19 protein-coding genes and 1 tRNA gene are annotated in these 22,356 nt (G+C 67.3%); 10 read left to right on the top strand and 10 right to left on the bottom strand.

The window, feature by feature from the left end; all coding sequences use genetic code 11:
- Window positions 1–72: 72 nt before the first annotated feature.
- Window positions 73–1,659, bottom strand: coding sequence for a methionine--tRNA ligase (metG, locus tag A5707_RS15845; protein ID WP_065015408.1), 1,587 nt, complete (start codon window positions 1,657–1,659; stop codon window positions 73–75).
- A 24-nt stretch (window positions 1,660–1,683) separates the two neighbouring features.
- Here metG and A5707_RS15840 point away from each other — a divergent pair, with 24 nt between their 5' ends.
- From A5707_RS15840 to rsmA, 3 genes are all read left to right on the top strand, one after another.
- Window positions 1,684–2,517, top strand: a complete 834-nt coding sequence (locus tag A5707_RS15840; RefSeq protein ID WP_156658009.1) for a TatD family hydrolase — start codon at window positions 1,684–1,686, stop codon at window positions 2,515–2,517.
- Between the two features lie 148 nt (window positions 2,518–2,665).
- Window positions 2,666–3,793, top strand: a complete 1,128-nt coding sequence (locus A5707_RS15835) for a resuscitation-promoting factor (RefSeq protein ID WP_065015406.1) — start codon at window positions 2,666–2,668, stop codon at window positions 3,791–3,793.
- Complete coding sequence (rsmA, locus tag A5707_RS15830; RefSeq protein ID WP_065015405.1) at window positions 3,790–4,695, top strand: 16S rRNA (adenine(1518)-N(6)/adenine(1519)-N(6))-dimethyltransferase RsmA; 906 nt, start codon at window positions 3,790–3,792, stop codon at window positions 4,693–4,695. The genes A5707_RS15835 and rsmA overlap by 4 nt, the downstream gene beginning before the upstream one ends.
- On the opposite strand, the gene A5707_RS15825 is transcribed toward rsmA, so the two are convergent.
- The gene (locus A5707_RS15825; protein ID WP_065015404.1) at window positions 4,692–5,492 is read right to left on the bottom strand and encodes a serine/threonine-protein kinase; all 801 of its coding nucleotides are present in this window, start codon (window positions 5,490–5,492) and stop codon (window positions 4,692–4,694) included. The two genes, rsmA and A5707_RS15825, sit on opposite strands and share 4 nt — an antisense overlap.
- A gap of 35 nt (window positions 5,493–5,527) precedes the next feature.
- On the opposite strand from A5707_RS15825, the gene A5707_RS15820 reads away from it, so the two are divergent.
- Together A5707_RS15820 and A5707_RS15815 are read left to right on the top strand one after the other, a co-directional pair.
- Window positions 5,528–6,484, top strand: coding sequence for a 4-(cytidine 5'-diphospho)-2-C-methyl-D-erythritol kinase (locus tag A5707_RS15820; RefSeq protein ID WP_197495340.1), 957 nt, complete (start codon window positions 5,528–5,530; stop codon window positions 6,482–6,484).
- 302 nt (window positions 6,485–6,786) lie between these two features.
- A complete protein-coding gene (locus A5707_RS15815; RefSeq protein ID WP_065015403.1) occupies window positions 6,787–8,424 on the top strand; it encodes a fatty acyl-AMP ligase in 1,638 nt (545 codons plus the stop codon).
- 164 nt (window positions 8,425–8,588) lie between these two features.
- Here A5707_RS15815 and pth read toward each other — a convergent pair whose 3' ends face one another.
- The 8 genes from pth to A5707_RS15775 all read right to left on the bottom strand — a co-directional run bounded on the left by pth (window position 8,589) and on the right by A5707_RS15775 (window position 14,601).
- Complete coding sequence (gene pth / locus A5707_RS15810) at window positions 8,589–9,185, bottom strand: aminoacyl-tRNA hydrolase (RefSeq protein WP_065015402.1); 597 nt, start codon at window positions 9,183–9,185, stop codon at window positions 8,589–8,591.
- 3 nt (window positions 9,186–9,188) lie between these two features.
- Entirely contained in the window at window positions 9,189–9,860 is a 672-nt protein-coding gene (locus A5707_RS15805) for a 50S ribosomal protein L25/general stress protein Ctc (protein ID WP_065015401.1), read from the bottom strand.
- A gap of 137 nt (window positions 9,861–9,997) precedes the next feature.
- Window positions 9,998–10,867, bottom strand: coding sequence for an oxidoreductase (locus A5707_RS15800; RefSeq protein ID WP_065015400.1), 870 nt, complete (start codon window positions 10,865–10,867; stop codon window positions 9,998–10,000).
- A 39-nt stretch (window positions 10,868–10,906) separates the two neighbouring features.
- Complete coding sequence (locus tag A5707_RS15795) at window positions 10,907–11,515, bottom strand: LpqN/LpqT family lipoprotein (protein ID WP_065015449.1); 609 nt, start codon at window positions 11,513–11,515, stop codon at window positions 10,907–10,909.
- Window positions 11,516–11,541: 26 nt separating this feature from the next.
- A complete protein-coding gene (arsC, locus tag A5707_RS15790; protein WP_065015399.1) occupies window positions 11,542–11,886 on the bottom strand; it encodes an arsenate reductase (glutaredoxin) in 345 nt (114 codons plus the stop codon).
- Entirely contained in the window at window positions 11,887–12,867 is a 981-nt protein-coding gene (locus A5707_RS15785) for a ribose-phosphate diphosphokinase (RefSeq protein ID WP_065015398.1), read from the bottom strand.
- Between the two features lie 93 nt (window positions 12,868–12,960).
- Entirely contained in the window at window positions 12,961–14,433 is a 1,473-nt protein-coding gene (gene glmU / locus A5707_RS15780; RefSeq protein WP_065015397.1) for a bifunctional UDP-N-acetylglucosamine diphosphorylase/glucosamine-1-phosphate N-acetyltransferase GlmU, read from the bottom strand.
- Between the two features lie 96 nt (window positions 14,434–14,529).
- Window positions 14,530–14,601, bottom strand: a tRNA-Gln gene (locus tag A5707_RS15775).
- Between the two features lie 178 nt (window positions 14,602–14,779).
- Between A5707_RS15775 and A5707_RS15770 the strand changes: the two genes are divergently transcribed.
- From A5707_RS15770 to eno, 5 genes are all read left to right on the top strand, one after another.
- Window positions 14,780–15,373, top strand: coding sequence for a TetR/AcrR family transcriptional regulator (locus A5707_RS15770; protein ID WP_156658016.1), 594 nt, complete (start codon window positions 14,780–14,782; stop codon window positions 15,371–15,373).
- 139 nt (window positions 15,374–15,512) lie between these two features.
- Window positions 15,513–19,142: a transcription-repair coupling factor gene (gene mfd, locus A5707_RS15765; RefSeq protein ID WP_065015395.1), complete on the top strand. Its 3,630-nt coding sequence runs from the start codon at window positions 15,513–15,515 to the stop codon at window positions 19,140–19,142.
- The gene (locus A5707_RS15760; protein WP_065015394.1) at window positions 19,139–20,179 is read left to right on the top strand and encodes a nucleoside triphosphate pyrophosphohydrolase; all 1,041 of its coding nucleotides are present in this window, start codon (window positions 19,139–19,141) and stop codon (window positions 20,177–20,179) included. Before mfd ends, A5707_RS15760 begins: the two co-directional genes overlap by 4 nt.
- Window positions 20,180–20,274: 95 nt before the next feature.
- The gene (locus tag A5707_RS15755; protein WP_065015393.1) at window positions 20,275–21,006 is read left to right on the top strand and encodes a lytic transglycosylase domain-containing protein; all 732 of its coding nucleotides are present in this window, start codon (window positions 20,275–20,277) and stop codon (window positions 21,004–21,006) included.
- A gap of 54 nt (window positions 21,007–21,060) precedes the next feature.
- Window positions 21,061–22,350 (top strand): phosphopyruvate hydratase, encoded by a 1,290-nt coding sequence (gene eno / locus A5707_RS15750; protein WP_065015392.1) that lies wholly within the window; start codon window positions 21,061–21,063, stop codon window positions 22,348–22,350.
- The last annotated feature ends 6 nt before the right edge of the window (window positions 22,351–22,356 follow it).

The raw sequence follows: 22,356 nt of genomic DNA, 5'->3' as shown, positions 1-22,356 counted from the left end.
ACGAAATTGTTGGCACAGCGTCAGTAAGCCACCGCGGCGATCGCTTTCGATGTCGAACGACGCGGCGTGGCCTCAACGCCCGGCGGACTCCGTGTCGTTGGAGGTTGGCTCGCGGTCAGCCGGTTGATATCGCGGAAACACGCCAGTGGGCGAGGGCAACACCGTGCCGGGCGCCAGCCGGGTGTCGATCACGTCGAACGTTCGTTGATCGGCGGGCTGGCCGAGCAAATCGAGCAACCTGGCCGCCGACTGCGGGAGCACCGGCTGAATGAGTAACGCCGCGATTCGCACCGCCTCCAGCGTGGTGTAGAGCACGGTGCCGAACCGAGCCTGATCGGCCGCGGCCTCGCTTTTGCGCAGCACCCAGGGCTGCTGAGCGGAGAAATAGCGGTTGGCGGCGCCCAGCATCAACCAGATCGCCTCCAACCCTGAATGCATTGCCTGCGCGTCGAATTCGGTGCGCACCCGGTCAAGCAACGCATCGGCGTTGGCCAACAGTTCGGCGTCGTCGGCGGTGAACTGGCCCGGCTGCGGCACGATCCCGTCGAGGTTCTTGGCCACCATCGACAATGATCGTTGCGCCAGATTGCCCAACTCATTGGCCAAATCGGCGTTGATCCGGGTGATGATCGCCTCGTCGCTGTAGCTGCCGTCCTGGCCGAACGGTACTTCGCGGAGCAGAAAGTAGCGCACCTGGTCGACACCGAATCTTTCGACCAGCTCGACCGGGTCGATCACGTTGCCGACCGACTTGCTCATCTTCTCGCCGCGGTTCAGCAGGAACCCGTGCGCGAAAACCCTTCGGGGAAGCTCGATTCCGGCCGACATCAGAAACGCCGGCCAGTAAACGGTGTGAAAGCGAATGATGTCCTTGCCGATCATGTGCAAATCGGCGGGCCAAAAGCGGCGAAACATCTCACCTTCGGTGTCGGGATAACCCACCCCGGTCAGGTAGTTGGTCAGCGCGTCGACCCAGACGTACATGACGTGGTCGGGATGCCCGGGCACCGGCACACCCCAGTCGAACGAGGTGCGGGAAATCGACAGATCGCGCAATCCGCCCGACACAAAGCTGACCACCTCGTTGCGCCGGACATCGGGGCCGATGAAATCCGGGTGGGCTTCGTAGTGCGCCAACAGTTTGTCCGCATACGCCGAGAGCCGGAAGAAGTAGGTCTGCTCCTCGGTCCAGGTCACCGGAGCGCCGGTTTCGGTGGCCACCCGAGTGCCGTCGTCGACAAGCACGGTCTCCGACTCGGTGAAAAACCGTTCGTCGCGCACCGAATACCAGCCCGAGTAGACGTCGAGATAGATGTCGCCGGCGTCGACCATCCGCCGCCAGATGGCCTTGGACGCCTCGTGGTGATCGGCGTCGGTGGTGCGGATGAACCGATCGAAGGAAATGCCGAGCTTTTCCTGCAACCGCTGAAAGACATCGGAATTGCGCCGGGCCAACTCGGCGGTCGGAATGCCCTCTGCCGCCGCGGTCTCGACCATCTTGAGGCCGTGCTCGTCGGTTCCGGTCAGGAAGCGCACGTCGAAACCGTCGAGTCGCTTGAACCGGGCGATCGCATCGGTGGCGATGTACTCGTAGGCGTGTCCGACATGCGGCGCGCCATTGGGGTAGGTGATCGCCGTGGTCACGTAGTAGGGCCTCATCGGCTTTCACCCTATTGTGTGCGGATGGGTTCCCGACGTCCGCCGCCGCCGGCCCCGGAGCCGTTGAGCCCGTTGGTCGACGCGCACACCCATCTCGACGCGTGCGGGGCCGACAATGCCGAAGCGGTGCGCGCGATCGTCGACCGTGCCGCCGCCGTCGGGGTCCAAGCGGTCGTCACGATTGCCGACGACATGGATTCGGCACGCTGGGTGACCCGGGCCGCCGAGTGGGACGAGCGGGTCTATGCCGCGGTGGCGCTGCATCCCACCCGCGCCGGGGCGCTGACCGACGCGGCCCGCGCCGAGATCGAGCGGCTCGCCGCCCAGCCCCGGGTGGTGGCCGTCGGCGAGACCGGCATGGACCTGTATTGGCCCGGCCGGCTGGAGGGCTGCGCGGAACCGGGCGTGCAGCGGGAGGCGTTCGCCTGGCACATCGACTTGGCCAAGCGGATCGGTAAACCGCTGATGATCCACAACCGTAACGCCGACGCCGAGGTGCTCGACGTGCTGGGCGCCGAGGGCGCACCCGACACGGTGATCTTCCACTGCTTCTCGTCCGACACCGCCATGGCACGGGCCTGCGTCGAGGCCGGCTGGCTGGTCAGCCTGTCCGGCACGGTGAGTTTCCGTAATGCGCGTGACCTGCGAGATGCCGTCGAAGTGATCCCGCCCAGCCAACTGCTGGTGGAAACCGATGCGCCGTTTCTCACACCCCATCCGTATCGGGGCGCGCCCAACGAGCCGTATTGCTTGCCCTACACTGTGCGAGCGTTGGCTGAACTGGTGGACCGGCCGGCCGAAGAATTGGCCCAGGTCACCACGGCCAACGCGCGTCGGGTTTACGGCCTCAGTACTTAAGAGTCCGGTAAGAGCCCGGCGCCGGAGTTGCTCAAAGGAGGCCGGTTCGTTACCGTCTTGTGATCGTACGGTGGGGCCCTGAGTGGCCCCTTTGTTATGTCACTGGGTTGTTGCTGAAGGTAACGCTGAGGTCGGGAATTAATAGACATTGAACGTACTCACCAGACTGCACCAGGCCCCCTCGCCGATTCTGCGACTTCTGGTCGCCGCTCTACTGGTGGTATTGAGCATCGCCGGAGGCATGGCGGTCGCCGCCTACAAAACCGTGACGTTAACCGTCGATGGAACCGCGATGACGGTGACCACGATGAAGTCGCGGGTCATCGACGTCATCAAGGAGAACGGCTTCGAGGTCGGCGAACGCGACGACCTCTACCCGGCCGGCGCCGAGCAGGTACGCGATGCCGACAACATCGTGCTGCGCCGCAGCCGGCCGCTGGAGATCTCGTTGGACGGCCAGGACACCAAGCAGGTGTGGACCACCGCCTCCACCGTCGACGAGGCGCTGGCCCAGCTTGCGATGACCGACACCGCGCCGGCCGCGGCCTCGCGCGGCAGCCGCGTTCCGCTGGCCGGAATGGCGCTGCCGGTCGTCAGCGCCAAGTCGGTGGAGATCGACGACGGGGGAGCCCTGCGCAATGTGCACCTGGCCGCACCCAACGTCGGCGAACTGCTGGCCGCCGCCGGTGCACCGCTGGAACAGAGTGACCAGGTCAGTCCCGGCGCAAGCACGCCGGTGATCGACGGCATGCACATCCAGGTGACGCGTAACCGGATCGAGAAGGTCACCGAGCGGGTTCCGCTGGCTCCGGAGGCGCAGCGCATCGAGGACCCGGAGATGAACATCAGCCGCGAGATCGTCGAGGACCCGGGTACGCCGGGCGTCCAGGACGTGACGTTCGCGGTAGCCAAGGTCAACGGTGTCGAGACTGGGCGGCTGCCGGTCGCCAACACCGTGGTGACACCCGCACGCCAGGCCGTGGTGCGTGTCGGCGCCAAACCGGGGACCGAGGTTCCCGACGTCGGCAACGGATCGATTTGGGATGCCATCGCAGGCTGTGAGGCCGGCGGCAACTGGGCGATCAACACCGGGAACGGCTACTACGGCGGCGTGCAGTTCGACCAGAGCACCTGGGAGCGCAACGGCGGCCTGCGGTATGCGGAGCGCGCCGACCTCGCCTCCCGCGAAGAGCAGATCGCGATTGCCGAAGTGACGCGGGCGCGCCAGGGTTGGGGAGCGTGGCCGGTGTGTAGCGGACGAGCGGGTGCGCGCTGACCATCCGGCTGCTCGGGCGGACCGAGATCAGGCGGCTGGCCAAAGAACTCGAATTTCGGCCACGGAAATCACTGGGACAAAACTTCGTCCATGACGCCAATACGGTGCGCCGGGTAGTAACGGCGTCCGGTGTTCACCGCCACGACCATGTGCTGGAGGTCGGGCCCGGACTCGGGTCGCTGACCCTGGCATTGCTGGAACGGGGCGCGGCAGTCAGCGCAGTGGAGATCGACCCGGTGCTGGCCGAGCGGCTGCCCCAAACGATCGCCGAGCACTCGCACAGCGAGATCCACCGGCTGCACGTCTACAACCGCGACGTCTTGTCCGTCGGCCCCGCCGACCTGCAAGCCGAGCCGACCGCGGTGGTGGCCAATCTGCCCTATAACGTCGCCGTCCCGGCCCTGTTGCATCTGCTTGCCGAATTTCCGTCCATCCGCACCGTGATGGTGATGGTGCAAGCCGAGGTGGCCGAACGGCTGGCCGCCGAGCCGGGCGGCAAGGACTACGGCGTGCCCAGCGTGAAGGTCCGCTTCTTCGGGCGCGTCCGCCGCCACGGCACGGTGTCGCCGACGGTCTTCTGGCCGATCCCGCGCGTCTATTCCGGGCTGGTGCGTATCGACCGGTACGAAACGCCGCCCTGGCCTACTGATGCCACATTCCGTCAGCACATCTTCGAGCTGATCGATATAGCGTTTGCGCAGCGGCGCAAGACCTCTCGCAATGCCTTCGCCGAGTGGGCGGGTTCGGGCAACGAGTCGGCGAGCCGGCTGCTGGCCGCCAGCATCGACCCGGCGCGCCGGGGCGAAACGCTGACGATCGAGGACTTCGTGCGGTTGTTCCGGCGGTCCGGGGAAACCGACACCGGCCGGAGCGCACCGCACCGGCACGCGCCGGCCAGCTAGCCGTCGACAGCACGGACGACGTGCTCGACCATTTCCACACAGGACCGGTAGCGCACCTCGGGATCGCGCGCCATGGCTCGGGCGACCACCGTGTCGAAGGCCCGTGACGCCCAGGAAGCCCTGCTGGACACCCGCGGCGGGATGCCACGCAAGTGCGCTCTGATCAGTTCAGCGGAGGTGTCGGCGCTGAATGGCGGTGCGCCGGTGAGTAACTCGACGACCGAGCAGGCCAGCGCGTACTCGTCGGTGGCGGCCGTCGGCGCCTGACCGCGCAGCACCTCGGGGGCGGCATACGACAGAGACGCCTGAATGTCTTTGGGCCGACGAAAGACGTCGTCGACGACCGCGTGTGCCACGCCGAAGTCGATCAAACATGCGCCGTCACGTGAAAAGTCCTTGGCGACAAGGATGTTCGCCGGTTTGACGTCGGCGTGAACGATACCTTGGCGGTGCACATAATCCAACGCGTCGGCGATCTGCGCCAGCGCCGCCAGCTGGTGGTCCAGCCGCTGCAACGCCGTGGACTTGCCGCCGTCGACGAACTGCATCGCCAGCCAGAACGGCCCCTGCTCGTAGACCGTGACGATGTGCGGATGACGCAGCCGGTGTGCGAATTCGAATTCGCGGTTCAGGCGGGCCAGGTCTGCCGGGCTGCGATGGTCGGCGCGCAGCACCTTGAGCGCCACCACCCGCTCGGGGGTCTTGCTGGGGTGGGCCCGATACACCGTGGCGTAGCCGCCGCGGCCGACTTCCCGGTTGACGACGTAGCCGTGGAGCTGCTCGCCGGCCTCAACCATGCCCACAGCGTAGGTTCCGGCGATAGTCTCGTGCGGTGCCGTTGGACGGAAACACCGCTGCTCAGTGGGTGCCTACTGGCTCGGTGACGGTCCGGGTCCCCGGGAAGATCAACCTCTACCTGGCCGTCGGTGACCGCCGCGGCGACGGCTATCACGAGTTGACGACGGTATTCCACGCCGTCTCCCTGGTCGACGAGGTCACGGTGCGGAACGCCGATGTGCTGTCGCTGGAGGTCTCCGGCGAGGGCGCTGACCAGTTGCCGGTCGACGAGCGCAACCTGGCGTGGCAGGCCGCCGAGCTGATGGCTGACCACGTCGGCCGGGCCCCCGATGTCTCGATCGCTATCGACAAATCCATCCCGGTGGCCGGCGGCATGGCGGGCGGCAGTGCCGACGCCGCCGCGGTGCTGGTGGCCATCAACGCCCTGTGGGAGCTCGGCGTGCCGCGCCGCGACCTGCACACGCTGGCCGCAAAGCTGGGCAGCGATGTGCCGTTCGCGCTGCACGGCGGCACCGCGTTGGGCACCGGCCGCGGCGAGGAGCTGGCGACCGTGCTGGCCCGCACCACGTTCCATTGGGTGTTGGCGTTCGCCGACGGCGGCCTGTCCACCCCAGGGGTGTTCGACGAGCTCGACCGGCTTCGGGACGCCGGGTCGCCGCCGCGGCTCGACGAGCCCGGGCCGGTGCTGGCGGCGCTGGCCGCCGGCGACCCCGAGCAGCTGGCGCCGCTGCTGGGCAACGAGTTGCAGGCGGCCGCGGTGAGCCTGGATTCAACGCTGCGGCGTGTGCTGCGCGCCGGCGCGGAGGCGGGCGCGCTGGCGGGCATCGTGTCAGGCTCCGGACCGACGTGTGCGTTCCTGTGCCGCTCGGCTCCCGCAGCCGTCGACGTGGGCACCCAGCTGTCCGGAGCCGGCGTGTGCCGCACGGTGCGGGTCGCAAGCGGGCCAGTACACGGCGCCCGGGTGGTGCCCGCGCCCGTCAGTGAGGTGTGACACCTCTTTGACGTCCACGTTTGGACGTTACTTAAGAGGAGTTTAAGATGATCGGCGGTGACGAATAGCGGTCCAGAAGCGCGCCCGATTCTGTCGCCTGCCGAGCGGCTGGGCAGGCGGTTTTTGAGTCGACGGCCACGGCGTGTCCTTGTCGACGCCGCGTCGTTGCGCGAGGTTACTGATTCATCACCGCTTCGAGACAGAACCGCTCCCCAATTGTGTATGCGCGCCTCCTGTGCAGTACCCCGTAACAGGGGCAACCTGAAATCCAGGGACGTTGCGCTGGAACCGAGGAGGTTGTCGTGAGCAGGTTTACCGAGAACTTGTTCCGTAACGCTCACGAGAGCACGAAGGGCATGGTGACCGGCGAACCGCACCAGCCGGTCCGGCACACCTGGCTCGAGGTCCATGAGCGGTCCCGCCGAGTGGCCGGCGGCTTGGCCGCTGCCGGGGTCGGCCACGGCGACGCGGTCGGCGTGCTGGCCGGCGCGCCGGTGGAAATCGCGCCGACCGCCCAGGGGCTGTGGATGCGCGGCGCCAGCCTGACCATGCTGCACCAGCCCACACCGCGCACCGACCTGGCGATCTGGGCTGAGGACACCACCACCGTCATCGACATGATCGAGGCCAAGGCCGTCGTCGTCTCCGACCCGTTCATGGCGGCCGCGCCGGTGCTGGCCGAGCGCGGTGTCACGGTGCTGACCGTCGAGCAGCTGCTGGCGTCGGACCCGATCGACCCGATCGACACCGACGAAGACGATCTGGCGTTGATGCAGTTGACGTCCGGCTCGACAGGGTCTCCGAAGGCCGTCCAGATCACCCACCGCAACATCTACTCCAACGCCGAGGCGATGTTCATCGGCGCCAAGATGGACCCCAGCGGCAACGACGTGATGCTCAGCTGGCTGCCGTGCTTCCACGACATGGGCATGATCGGCTTTTTGACCGTGCCGATGTACTTCGGCGTGGAGCTGGTCAAGGTCACCCCGATGGACTTCCTGCGCGACACGCTGCTGTGGGCCAAGCTGATCGACAAGTACAAGGGCACGATGACCGCCGCGCCCAACTTCGCCTACTCGCTGTTTGCCAAGCGACTGCGCAAGCAGGCCAAGCCCGGTCAGTTCGACCTGTCGACGCTGCGGTTCGCGCTGTCGGGAGCCGAGCCAGTCGAACCCGCCGACGTCGAGGACCTGATCGATGCGGGCAAGCCGTTCGGCTTGCGGCCCGAGGCGGTCATGCCGGCCTACGGGATGGCCGAAACGACGTTGGCGGTGTCGTTCTCCGAACTGGGCGACGGACTGGTCGTCGACGAGGTAGATGCCGATCTGTTGAGTGCGCTGCGCCGCGCGGTGCCTGCCAGCAAGGGCAACACGCGCCGGTTCGCCTCGTTGGGCCCGCTGCTGGAAGGGCTCGAGGCCCGCATCATCGACGAGGACGGCAGGGTGCTGCCGCCCCGCGGCGTCGGGGTGATCGAACTGCGCGGGGAGCCGGTGACGCCGGGTTACATCACGATGGGCGGGTTCATCCCAGCGCAGGACGAGCACGGCTGGTATGACACGGGCGACTTGGGTTACCTGATGGAGAACGGGCACATCGTGGTGTGCGGCCGCGTCAAGGACGTCATCATCATGGCCGGGCGCAACATCTATCCGACTGACATCGAGCGTGCCGCCTGTCGAGTCGACGGTGTTCGTCCGGGCTGCGCGGTGGCCGTGCGGCTAGACGCCGGGCATTCGCGGGAGACGTTCGCCGTCGCGGTGGAGTCCAACGCCTTCGAGGATCCCGCTCAAGTGCGCCGCATCGAGCATCAGGTGGCCCACGAGGTCGTCGCCGAGGTCGATGTGCGGCCCCGCAATGTCGTGGTGCTTGGCCCCGGGACGATTCCGAAGACCCCGTCGGGCAAGCTGCGGCGGGCCAACTCGGTCACGCTGGTCACCTAGCGCCTTTTGCGCAGCTTCTGCGCGAGCGTGCGTAACATCTGCGCGTGCGTGCGCAGCTTCTACGCGTGCGTGCGTAGCTACTGCGCGAGCGTGCGCAAATCCGGTAATTGATGCGGCGTGTCGACCGGGGACACGCACGCTCGGCGCAAGGGGGTCGCCCGCAATTACCAGGCGTGGACGACGTTTTGGGCCGGCTCCAGACCCAACTCGAGCAGCAGCTCGGTGGCGTCGGCGGCCTGCTCGCAAATCGTGGGAACCTCCGCCCGTTCGGCGGCGGCGAAGTTCTCCAACACGAAAGCCGCCGGGTCCTTGCGGCCCGGTGGGCGGCCGATGCCGATCCGCACCCGCTGAAAGTCCTTGGTGCCCAGCGCCGACGCCACCGAGCGCAGCCCGTTATGACCGCCCTCGCCGCCGCCGATCTTGAGCCGGATCCGGCCGAAGTCCAGGTCGAGGTCGTCGTGGACGACGATGACGTCGCGCGGCGGCACGGTGTAGAACTTGGCCAGCGGGCCCACCTGGCGGCCTGACTCGTTCATGTAGCTGCGCGGTTTGGCCAGCACGACCGAACGCCCACCGAGCCGGCCGGTGCTGATCTCGGTGCCAGATTTCTTGTGCGCCTTGAACTTCGACCCCAGCCGCGCGGCGAGCAAGTCGGCAACCATGAACCCCAGGTTGTGCCGGGTCTGGGCATAGTTTGGTCCGGGGTTGCCGAGGCCGACCACCAACTGGGGCCCCCGCGCAGCTGGGGATGGCTCGGCCATCTGTTATTCGGACTCGGGCGGCGCCGCCTCGGCGTCGGCAGCCTCCTCCGCCGGCGCCTCGCCCTCCGCGGCCGCGGTCACCTCGCCGGCACCCTCGCCTTCGAGTTCCTCGGCGGTCGGCGCGTTCACCACGTTGACGACCAGCATCTCGGGGTCGGACACCAGGCTGACGCCCGACGGCAGGGTGATCTGTCCGGCGGTGAACTGGGTACCCGGTTCGACGCCTTCAACCGAGACCGACAGCTGCTCGGGGATCGACAGCGCCTCGGCCTCGATCTCGATGGTGCTGGTCTCCTGGGTCACCAGAGTGCCCGGCGCCGCCTCGCCCTCGACCTCGACGTTGACCTCGACGACAACCTTCTCGCCGCGGCGCACGACCAGCAGGTCGGCGTGCTGAATGGTGCGGCGGATCGGGTGAATGTCCAACGCCTTGGTCAACGCCAGCTGCTCTTTGCCCTCGATGTCCAGGCTCAGCACCGCGTTGGTACCGGCGTGCCGCAGCACCGCGGCGAAGTCGTGTCCGGGCAGCTCCAGGTGTTGCGGCTCGCTGCCGTGCCCGTAAAGAACTGCGGGAATCTTGCCGTCGCGGCGGGCCCGTCGGGAGGCGCCTTTGCCGGTCTCAGTGCGTACCGAAACGCTGAGCTGGTTGGCGGACGAAGTCGCAGATTTAGCCATGGGTGTCGCTCCTGTGTTGGTCGGGGCACGGCCAGCATCGCGACAACCGGAATGTCGGTCCCCGTCGATAACGGCGGCTTGCCAAAATGCCCTGCCACCCTCGCCGTGACGCCCGGCCAGGTTAGCGCATCAGCACCTCAGAGCGGAAATTTGGTGTCCGTGAGCCGCTCGGACAGCTCCCACAGCTCGGCGGCGGTGTCGGCGCGTTTGGCCAGCGGGCTGCGGCCGACCGGCCGGGTCGAGCCGAACATGCCGAACCGCGGCCCGACGAAGGTGTCGCCCGGCAGGTCCTGAGACGCCGCGTACAACGTTTGCCGGGCGCCGAAGTCGGCGTCGGTGGCCAGCAGCCGGGTAGCCCGCGACACCACCGCGTCATTGAGCTTGTTGCCGGAGTGCCCCTGCAGGTTGGTGTGCGAATAGCCCGGGTGGGCGGCCAACGCGCGCACCGACGACCCGACCGACTCCAGACGCCGCTGCAACTCGCTGGTGAACAGCAGGTTAGCGAGCTTGGCCTGGCCGTACGCGCGCGACGCCGAATAAGGGCGGGCGGTCCAGTTCAGATCCGTGAGGCTGACGCGCCCCATCCAGTGCATGATCGACGACACCGTGACCACCCGGTCGGTGAGCTTGGGCAACAGCAGGTTGGTCAGTGCGAAATGGCCCAGATGATTGGTGCCGATCTGGCTCTCGAAACCGTCGGACGTCACCGCATGCGGGGTGGCCATGATGCCGGCGTTGTTGATCAACACGTCCACGCCGTCCACGCCGTCGGCGAAATCACGCACCGACCGCAGCTCCTGCAGGTCCAGCTGACGCACCTCGACGTCCCCGGTCATGTCCCGCGCGGCCGCCTCACCCTTGCCGGTATTGCGGACGGCCAGAATGACCTGAGCCCCCACCCGGGCCAGCTCGCGGGCGGTCACCGCGCCCAGGCCGCTGTTGGCGCCGGTGACGATGACGGTGCGTCCGGTGAACGACGGGAGGTCTGCGGCGGTCCAGGCAGTCATGGCAGTCAGACTAATGGGCAGCCTGATGCGCAGCGCCCGCTACTTGGCCGCGACGGTGAACCCGCGGATGATCTCCTCGATGCCGCCGGCTTGCGCGACGGCTTGGTCGGCCAGGCTGGTCACCGTGAGTTGCACGAGGTAGTGCTGAGACTCGGGTGGCGATCCGGTGGCGACGACGACGCGGTTGAAGGTGTGCAATCGCCTGCCGTTGAGGTCGTAGCTGCCCTGAATCATCGACGAGGGGAAGCCGTGGAAGTCGGCGCTGGATGCGTCGAGTTGTTTGAAGTTCTGCGCCAGCACCGCATCGGCATTGGCATGCTTGGCCACTTCGTGGGCGTCGAAATCACCGGTCAGCCTGGAGACCACCAGCATCGCGTTCGGAAGGCTGCCGTCCTTGGCGATCATTTCCGTTTCCGGCGGGATGGCGGGGTTGGTGTACTTCTCCCACCCCGCCGGGATGGGCATCGACACGGTCAGGTCGGTCAGCGCATCGGGCGCCACCCGTTGCTGGCCGATACCGGAGTCCTCCAGGTACGCCGAAAACGGGACGGGCGGCTCGGCGGGAGCATCCGTGGTGGTGGTCGTGGTCGTCGTCCAGATCGACTGGTAGTCAGGCGTTTCCGGTCCACAGCCGGCCGTGACCAGCATGACTGCCGTCGCGAAAGCCAAACGTCTCACAGAATTTCGCGGACCGCGTCGATCGGCCGTCCGAGCCGGGTGCCCTTGGCGGTGACCACGAACGGCCGCTGGATGAGGATAGGGTGAGCTGCCATGGCATCGAGCAACTCGTCGTCGCTGACGTCGTCGAGGCCGAGCTGACGGTACACGTCTTCGTTTTTCCGCACCGCGTCACGCACGTCGATACCGGCATCACGGATCATCGTGGCCAGATCGTCGCGACTAGGCGGGGTTTTGAGATATTCGATCACCGTGGGATCGATCCCGTTGTCGCGCAACAATTCCAAGGTCTTGCGAGAAGTCGAGCAGCGCGGGTTGTGATAGATCACACCGTCAGGCATCTATGCGTCTCCATCGAAAAGCCCTGTGACCGAACCGTTCTCGAAGACAGCTCGAATCGTGCTGGCCAGCAACGGCGCGATGGACAAAACGGTCAGCTGACCGAAACGCTTGTCCTCGCCGATCGGCAGCGTGTTGGTGACGATCACTTCGCGGGCACCGCAGGCCGCCAGCCGCTCCGACGCGGGCTCGGAGAGCACGCCATGGGTGGCCGCGATGACGACATCGCCGGCCCCGTCGTCGTGCAGCAGCTTGACCGCTCCCGCGATGGTGCCGCCGGTGTCGATCATGTCGTCGATCAGCACGCAGGTTTTGCCCTCGACATCACCTACCACCCGGTTGGACACCACTTGGTTGGGCACCCGGGGGTCACGGGTCTTGTGGATGAAGGCCAGCGGGACGCCGCCTAGTGAGTCGGCCCATTTCTCGGCGATGCGCACCCGGCCGGAGTCGGGGGAGACCACGACCATGTCGCCGCCTGGGTAGTTGTCCTTGATGTATCCGGTGAGCAGCGGCTGGGCCCGCATATGGTCGACGGGCCCGTCGAAGAAACCTTGGATCTGATCGGTGTGCAGGTCGACGGTCACGATCCGGTCGGCGCCGGCGGTTTTGAGCAGGTCGGCGACCAGGCGCGCCGAAATCGGTTCGCGGCCGCGGTGCTTTTTGTCCTGCCGCGCGTAGGGGTAAAACGGTACGACCGCGGTGATCCGCTTGGCGCTGCCCCGCTTGAGCGCATCGATCATGATCAGCTGCTCGACCAGCCACTGGTTGACCGGCGCCGGGTGTGATTGCAAGACGAATGCGTCGCAACCGCGCACCGACTCGTGGAACCGCACGAAGATCTCACCGTTGGCGAAATCGCGGGCGGTCTGCGCCGTGACGTGGACGTCGAGCTCCTTGGCGACCTCGTCGGCCAGCTCTGCGTGAGCTCGACCCGAGAAGAGCATCAGATTTTTGCGGTTGTCGGTCCAGTCGTGGCTCACGTGGTGCCCCCGCCGTTCGGATCGAGATGACTGCCTGATGGCTGGCCTACATATATTAAGGACAAAATCGCCCGGTCTGGCGCCGGGGTGACATCAGGAAGGTTCACCCGGCGGCTCCGGCTCGGTGGCGGCGCGCGCCTTGTCAGCGGCGTGCGCGGCGGCGCTGCCTGGGCGCTTGCGCTGCACCCAGTCTTCGATGTTGCGCTGCGGGCCCGCCGACACCGCCAACGCCCCCGGTGGGACGTCGTCGCGCACCACTGTGCCAGCTCCGGTGTACGCGCCGTCGCCGACGGTGACCGGCGCGACGAACATGGTGTCCGAGCCGGTGCGCACATGCGAGCCGATTCGGGTGCGCTGCTTGGATTCGCCGTCGTAGTTGACGAACACGCTGGATGCGCCGATATTGCTGTGCTCGCCGATGTCGGCGTCGCCGACGTAGGTCAAGTGCGGCACCTTGGTGCCGGTGCCGATGGTGGAGTTCTTGGTCTCGACGAACGCGCCCAGCTTGCCGTCGGCGCCGAGCACCGAGCCCGGCCGCAGGTAGGCGAACGGGCCGACCGTCGCGCCGTCACCGATCGCCGCCGACGTGGCGTGGGTGCGGATCACCGAGGCGCGCTCGCCGACGGTGACGTCGGTCAACGTGGCGTCCGGGCCGATGACGCAGTGCCCGCCGACGCGGGTCTGGCCGCGCAGTTGGGTGCCCGGCTCGATGACGGTGTCGCGGCCGATGGCCACGTCGATGTCGACCCAGGTGGTGGCCGGGTCGACGACGGTGACGCCGGCCCGCTGATGGGCGGCCACGATCCGGCGGTTGAGCTCGGCGGCCAGCTCGGCGAGCTGGACCCGGTCGTTGACGCCGGCCACCAGCGTGCTGTCGTCGACATGGCGGGCGTGCACGGCCTGACCGTCTTGCCGCACGATGGCGATCACGTCGGTGAGATACAGCTCCTGTTGGGCGTTGTCGGCGGACAGTCGGCCCAGCGCCGACCGCAGCGCGGCGACGTCGAAGGCATACACCCCGGCGTTGACTTCGCAGATCTGCTGCTGCGACGGCGTGGCGTCGGCCTGTTCGACGATCGCAATGACCTCGTGGTCCTGGGTGCGCAGGATGCGGCCGTAGCCGGTAGGGTCGGCAAGCGTCGTGGTCAGCACGGTGACCGCCGCCGGGTGGGAGCCGTGCGCGGCGACCAGGTCGGCCAGCGTCTCGGCGTCCAGCAGCGGAATGTCACCGGAGGTGACCACCACCACGCCGCCGAAGTCGGCGGGTAGCACCGACAGCCCGCAGTGCACCGCATCTCCGGTGCCCAGCTGCTGGTCCTGCAGCGCCACGTCGACGGGACGTCCCAGCGTGTCTGCCAGCTCGGCGACGACCGGCTCAATGCGCTCGTGGTCGTGGCCCAGCACCACGACCAGATGCTGCGGCGCCAGCTTGGTGATCGCCTGCAGGCAATGCGCCAGCATGCTGCGCCCGGCAATGGGATGCAGCACCTTCGGAATATCGGAGCGCATCCGGGTACCGGCTCCCGCGGCCAATACCACTACGGCGGTGTCAGCCCGGCTCGTCATAGGCACTCCTGCCGCGAGTGTGCGTGTTTGTCCGTCGCCACGCCGTCAAGCGTGTCATTTTGTGCACGCTCGCGGCAAAAAAGGAGCAAAGCCAAGCTCCGTCGCCAGGACTCGAACCTGAACTCTCAGAACCAAAATCTGATGTGCTGCCGATTACACCACGACGGACTGTTCGCCAGCGACGACTCTAGCCCGACAACGATGCAGAGCGCGAAGCGCGATGAGGTGGGGGTACCCCCAGCCGCAAAGCGGCAAGGGGGCGAGCCGGGCAATTCGACTAATGCAAGCGGATAGGCTGACAGACGTGGCAGCGCCGGATAAGGAGGTGCGCGCGCCGCGCGCCAGGATGACCGGCAGCGAGCGCCGGCACCAGCTGATCGACATCGCCCGGTCTTTGTTTGCCGAGCGCGGCTACGACGGCACCTCGATCGAGGAGATCGCGTTACGCGCCAACGTGTCCAAACCAGTGGTCTACGAGCATTTCGGCGGCAAAGAAGGGCTGTACGCGGTGGTCGTGGACCGGGAGATGTCGGCGTTGCTGGATGGCATCACCTCGTCGTTGACGAACAACCGGTCGCGGGTGCGCGTCGAACGGGTGGCGCTGGCGCTGCTGACCTACGTCGAGGAACGCACCGACGGCTTCCGGATCATGATCCGCGACTCGCCGGCCTCGATCAGTTCGGGCACCTACTCCAGCTTGCTCAACGACGCCGTCAGCCAGGTCAGCTCGATCTTGGCCGGCGACTTCGCCCGGCGCGGCCTCGACCCTGACCTGGCGCCGCTGTATGCCCAGGCGCTGGTCGGTTCGGTGTCGATGACCGCGCAGTGGTGGCTGGACACGCGTGAACCCAAGAAGGAGGTCGTCGCCGCGCATCTGGTCAACCTGATGTGGAACGGCCTGACTCATCTGGAAGCCGATCCGCATCTGCAGGACGAATAGGGCGCCCGTAGCCGCGTCGTGTGGTGGCGGTCACGTCGGTTGCCCAGTGCCGCAACGTGAATCGAGCGACGCATAGAATGGCGGAAATCATGGCACCACTCCCTCTGATCGCTACGCATTGCATCGTCGTGGCGCGATCATGACCGTAACCCCGATCGCGGGGCTGGTGGAGTTGGCGCTCACCGCGCCCACATTTGTCCAACTCATCGAGCACGCCGCCGACCGACCCGCTGACTTGACGCTGGTCGGCCCGGCCAGCGCGCGAGTGTTCGTTGCCGGTGCGCTGGCGCGCGGCGGTCCGCTGTTGGTGGTCACCGCTACCGGCCGCGAAGCCGACGACCTGACCGCCGAGTTGCGTGGCGTCTTCGGCGAGGCGGTGGCGATGTTCCCGTCGTGGGAAACGCTGCCCCACGAACGGCTCTCACCGGGCGTCGACACCGTCGGCGCGCGGTTGATGCTGCTGCGCCGGCTGGCCTACCCTGCCGACAGTCGACTGGGGCCGCCGCTGCAGGTCGTGGTCACCGCGGTGCGCTCCCTGTTGCAACCGATGACCCCGCAGCTGGGCCGGCTGGAACCGCTGAGCCTTGCTGTTGGCGACGAGGTCGACTTCGAAGGCGTGATCGCCCGGCTGGTCGAGCTGGCCTACACCCGCGTCGACATGGTCGGCCGGCGCGGGGAGTTCGCGGTCCGCGGCGGCATCCTCGACGTCTTTCCCCCGACCGCCGAGCACCCGGTGCGCGTGGAGTTCTGGGGTGACGAAGTCAGCGAAATGCGGATGTTCGCGGTGGCCGACCAGCGCTCGATCGCCGAGATCCATGTCGACAGCGTGACCGCGGTCGCCTGCCGCGAACTGCTGCTGACCGAGGACGTGCGGGCCCGGGCCGCCGAGCTGAGCGCCCAGCGGCCGTCCGCAGAAAACGCGGTAACCGGCAGCGTCGGCGACATGCTGGCCAAGCTGGCCGAGGGCATTCCGGTCGACGGCATGGAGGCGCTGCTGCCGGTGCTGCGGCCCGACGACTTGACGCTGCTGACCGACCAGCTGACCGACGGCACTCCGGTGCTGGTCTGCGACCCGGAAAAGGTCCGCACCCGGGCCGCCGACCTGATCAAAACGGGCCGGGAATTTCTCGAAGCGTCCTGGTCGGTGGCCGCGCTCGGGGCGGACGCTCCCATCGACGTCGAGCAGCTCGGCGGATCGGGTTTCCGCGAGCTCGACGAGGCGCGGACCGCCGCCCGGCAGGCCGGCCACCCGTGGTGGACGCTGAGCCAGCTGTCCGACGAGTCGGCGATCGAACTCGACATCCGCTCGGCGCCCTCGGCCCGCGGCCACCAGCACGACATCGACGGCATCTTCGCGATGCTGCGCGCCCACGTGGCCACCGGTGGTTACGCCGCCGTCGTCGCACCCGGAACCGGGACCGCCCACCGCGTCGTCGAGCAGTTGGCCGAATCCGACACGCCCGCAACGATGTTGGAACCGGGCGCGGCGCCGAAGCAAGGCGTCGTCGGGGTGCTGCAGGGCCCGCTGCACGACGGGGTGGTGTTGCCCGGGGCCAACCTCGTCATCATCACCGAAACCGACCTGACCGGAAATCGGGTGACGGCCACCGAGGGCAAACGACTGGCGGCCAAGCGGCGCAACGTGGTCGACCCGCTGGCGCTGACCGCCGGCGACCTGGTGGTACACGACCAGCACGGCATCGGGCGGTTCGTGGAGATGACCGAGCGCACCGTCGGCGGCGCCCGGCGCGAATACCTGGTGCTGGAGTACGCCTCGAGCCGGCGAGGTGCCGACAAGCAGACGGACAAACTGTTCGTGCCGATGGACTCGCTGGACCAGCTGTCACGGTATGTGGGCGGGCAGGCGCCGGCACTGTCGCGGCTGGGCGGCAGCGACTGGGCCAACACCAAGACCAAGGCCCGTCGCGCCGTCCGCGAGATCGCCGGCGAGCTGGTGTCGCTCTACGCCAAGCGGCAAGCCGCGCCCGGGTACGCGTTCGGGCCGGACACCCCGTGGCAGGCGGAAATGGAAGACGCGTTCGGGTTCACCGAGACCGTCGACCAGCTCACCGCGATCACCGAGGTCAAGGCCGACATGGAAAAACCGGTGCCGATGGACCGGGTGATCTGCGGCGACGTCGGCTACGGCAAGACCGAGATCGCGGTGCGGGCGGCGTTCAAAGCCGTGCAGGACGGCAAGCAGGTCGCGGTGCTGGTGCCCACCACGTTGTTGGCCGACCAGCATCTGGAGACATTTCGGGAGCGGATGGCCGGCTTCCCGGTGACCGTCAAGGGGCTGTCCCGGTTCACCGACCCCGCCGAGTCGCGCGCGGTAGTCGACGGCATGGCCGACGGCAGCGTGGACATCGTGATCGGCACCCACCGGCTGCTGCAGACCGGCGTGCGCTGGAAAGACCTGGGTCTGGTGGTCGTCGACGAAGAACAGCGGTTCGGCGTCGAACACAAGGAACACATCAAGAGCCTGCGCACCCACGTCGACGTGCTGACCATGAGCGCCACCCCGATCCCGCGCACGCTGGAGATGAGCCTGGCCGGCATCCGGGAGATGTCGACGATCCTGACCCCGCCCGAAGAGCGCTACCCCGTACTGACCTACGTCGGGCCGCAGGACGACAAGCAGATCGCGGCCGCGTTGCGACGCGAGCTGCTGCGCGACGGCCAGGCCTTCTATGTGCACAACCGGGTCAGCTCCATCGACCAGGCGGCCGCGCGGGTGCGAGCTCTGGTGCCGGAGGCCCGGGTGGTCGTGGCGCACGGGCAGATGCCCGAAGACTTGCTCGAATCCACCGTGCAAGGGTTCTGGAACCGCGAACACGACGTGCTGGTGTGCACCACGATCGTGGAGACCGGGCTGGACATCTCCAACGCCAACACGCTGATCGTCGAGCGCGCCGACACCTTTGGGCTGTCGCAGCTGCACCAATTGCGTGGCCGGGTCGGGCGCAGCCGGGAACGCGGCTACGCCTATTTCCTGTACCCGCAGCACGCCCCGCTGACCGAGACCGCCTATGACCGGCTGGCCACGATCGCGCAGAACAATGAGCTGGGCGCCGGGATGGCGGTGGCGATGAAGGATCTGGAGATCCGCGGGGCGGGCAACGTGCTGGGTGTGGAGCAGTCCGGCCACGTCGCCGGAGTGGGCTTCGACCTGTATGTGCGGCTGGTCGGCGAGGCCGTCGAGGCCTACCGGGCCGCGGCCGACGGGCAAACGGTCACCACCGCCGAGGAGCCGCGCGACGTGCGGATCGACTTGCCGGTGGACGCGCATCTGCCGCCGGACTACATCCCCAGCGACCGGCTGCGCTTGGAGGGCTACCGGCGGCTGGCCGCGGCCGCCGACGATGCGGCGATCGATGCCGTCGTCGAGGAGCTGACCGACCGTTACGGGGCGCTGCCCGAACCCGCGCAGCGGCTGGTGGCGGTGGCCCGGCTGCGGCTGTTGTGCCGCGCCGCCGGCATTACCGAAGTGACGGCCGCCTCGGCGGCGACGGTTCGGTTGTCCCCGTTGACGCTTCCGGACTCCGCTCAGGTACGGCTGGCGCGGATGTATCCGGGCTCGCATTACCGCGCCACGACGTCGACGGTGCAAGTCCCGATTCCACGCGCGGGCGGCGTCGGCGCCCCACGTATCCGTGACGTGGAACTGGTCGCGATGGTGGCCAAGCTGGTCGCGGCGCTCGATGGAAAACCGCAGGACAAAGTTGGTATAACGAATGCCGTGGCGACGAGCGGGGAGAGCGGCGCATGACTGTCGTCTTGGTCGACCCGCGGCGCCCGTCACTGGTCCCGGTGGAAGCCATCGAGCTGCTCATGGGCGAGGTGCAGTACACCGAGGAGATGCCTGTCGCGGTGCCCTGGACGCTGCCGACTGCGCGGCCCGCGCACACCGGTGACGACGCCCCGGTGTTGCTGTCGTCGGACCCCGAGCATCCGGCGGTCACCGCCCGCTTAGCCGCCGGTGACAGGCTGATATCGGCTCCTGATCAGCAGCCCGGCGAACGGCTCATCGATGCGGTCGCCATGATGGACAAGCTGCGCACCGCCGGACCGTGGGAAAGCGAGCAAACCCACGACTCGCTGCGCCGGTTTTTGCTGGAGGAGACCTACGAGCTGTTCGACGCGGTGCGCAGCGGCAACGCCGAAGAGTTGCGCGAGGAACTCGGCGACGTGCTGCTGCAGGTGCTTTTCCACGCCCGGATCGCCGAGGATGCGCCGCAACACCCGTTCGGCATCGACGACGTAGCCGACACCCTGCTACGTAAACTTGGTAATCGCGTACCGGGAGTGCTTGCCGGAGAAACGGTTTCGCTGGACGAGCAGTTGGCTCAGTGGGAAGAGGGCAAGGCTTTAGAAAAGAAGGGTAAGCCGCGGAACTCCGCGATGGACAATGTCCCCACCGCGCAACCAGCGTTGGCGCTGGCGCAGAAGGCCATTCAACGAGCCATCCAGGCGGGTTTTCCCGCCGACCTGATTCCGGAAGCGATCACCTCGATCACCGTGACCGGCGATGCGGATGCCGAAAATGCGCTGCGCGCTGCGGTTTTGGAGTTCATGGATACCGTTCGCGATGCCGAGAAGTTGATCGTCGCCGAGCGCCGGGGAGCAGACGTTCCCGAAGAGCTCGATGTCACACCGCTTGGCGCGATCACCGAGGAGGAGTGGCGGGCGTTCTGGCCGCCGTCGGACGCCGTAGAAGCCGCCGCTGAAGCGGACATCGAACCCGGCGAGTCGGACCCGGAAGACCGAGACCCGGCCGACCAGCGCGATAGCGTGGAATCGGAGTAGCCAGCGCGGGTAGGACGCGGCGACGCGGCGACGTAGTCGCTTCCCGTGGGACCATGGCTGGGAAAGATGATTTAGGGGAGTCTAAGGGGAGTTCCGTGTCGCCGGTGCGTTGGCTGCGGGCGGTCGCTGTCGTGGGGGCGACCGCGCTGCTCCTGGCCTCCAGTTGTACCTGGCAGTTGGGCACACCGATCCCCAAGGGCGTGCCGCCCCCGGCCGGGGATCCGGTGCCGTCGGTGGACACCCACGCCAAGGGTCGACCCGCCGACCAGCTCTACCACTGGGCGGCCGAGCGGGCTCCGAAGCTCGACATTCCGGTCGTCGCGCTGGAGGCATACGCCTATGCCGCGCGGGTCGCCGAGGTGGAAAACCCCAAATGTCATCTGTCGTGGACCACGTTGGCCGGGATCGGTGAAATCGAGAGCCATCACGGCACCTACCGGCGCTCGCGGGTGGCCCCCAACGGCGATGTGCACCCACCGATTCGCGGGGTGCGCCTCGACGGCAGCGGCGGAACCCTGCACATCGTCGACAGCGAGGCGGGTGAGCTCGCCGACGACGACGGCGTGGTGCGGGCGATGGGTCCGATGCAGTTCATTCCGGAGACCTGGCGCCTCTACGGCGTGGACGCCAACAACGACGGGATCGTCAGCGTCGACAATATCGACGACGCCGCGCTGTCGGCTGCCGGCTATTTGTGCTGGCGTGGAAAGGATCTCGCCACGCCCCGGGGATGGATCACCGCGCTGCGGGCTTACAACGATTCCGATCCGTATGCGCGCGCGGTACGCGACTGGGCCACCGCCTATGCGGCAGGTCACCCGCTCTGAGCCAGGCTTTAGGCTTAGACCCGGTCTGTCGCCTTTACCAGCAAGGAGAACCCAGTGCCCATTATCGAGCAGGTCGGGGCCCGCGAGATCCTCGATTCGCGCGGCAACCCGACCGTCGAGGTCGAGGTTGCGCTCATCGACGGGACATTTGCGCGGGCAGCGGTACCCTCTGGTGCGTCCACCGGAGAGCACGAGGCCGTCGAGCTGCGCGATGGCGGTGACCGGTACGGCGGTAAGGGTGTGAAGAAGGCCGTGCAAGCTGTCCTGGACGAAATCGCGCCGGCCGTCATCGGCCTGAACGCCGACGATCAGCGGCTGGTTGACCAGGCGCTGGTGGACCTCGACGGCACCCCGGACAAGTCGCGGTTGGGCGCAAACTCGATCCTCGGCGTGTCGCTGGCCGTGGCCAAGGCCGCCGCCGATTCCGCCGAGCTGCCGCTGTTCCGCTATGTCGGCGGTCCCAACGCCCACATCCTGCCGGTGCCGATGATGAACATCCTCAACGGCGGCGCGCACGCCGACACCGGGGTGGATATCCAGGAATTCATGGTGGCACCCATCGGCGCTGCGAGCTTCTCCGAAGCGCTGCGCTGGGGCGCGGAGATCTACCACGCACTCAAGGCCGAGTTGAAGAAGCAGGGCCTGTCTACCGGGCTGGGGGATGAGGGCGGCTTCGCCCCAGATGTCCCGGGCACCAAGGCGGCGCTCGATGTCATCGGCCTGGCCATCGAATCCGCCGGCTTCAAGCTCGGCCCCGATGTGGCGTTGGCCCTCGACGCGGCGGCTACCGAGTTCTACACCGACGGCAGCGGTTACGCCTTCGAGAACAACACCCGCAGCGCCGATGAGATGGCTCAGTTTTACGCCGAGCTACTTGACTCCTATCCGCTTGTGTCAATTGAAGATCCGCTGTCCGAGGACGACTGGGAAGGCTGGGTTTCGCTGACCACAGCCATCGGTGACCGGGTGCAAATCGTGGGCGACGACCTGTTTGTCACCAATCCCGAACGGCTGGAAGAGGGTATCGACAAGGGCGCGGCGAATGCGTTGCTGGTCAAGGTCAACCAGATCGGGACGTTGACCGAGACACTGGACGCGGTGGCCCTGGCCCACCACAGTGGGTATCGCACGATGATGAGCCATCGGAGCGGCGAGACCGAGGACACCACGATCGCCGATCTGGCGGTCGCCTCGAGTTGCGGACAGATCAAGACCGGGGCACCCGCGCGCAGCGAGCGTGTCGCCAAGTACAACCAACTGCTGCGGATCGAAGAAGCGCTCGGCGACGCGGCCCGTTACGCCGGTGATCTCGCTTTCCCGCGCTACGTGCTGGACGCCAGATAGCCGATC

Source organism: Mycobacterium kyorinense (assembly GCF_001672775.1).
Lineage (GTDB): Bacteria > Actinomycetota > Actinomycetes > Mycobacteriales > Mycobacteriaceae > Mycobacterium > Mycobacterium kyorinense_A.
The sequence above is the reverse complement of the archived record's forward strand: the minus strand, read 5'-3'. Positions and strand labels throughout refer to the sequence as shown.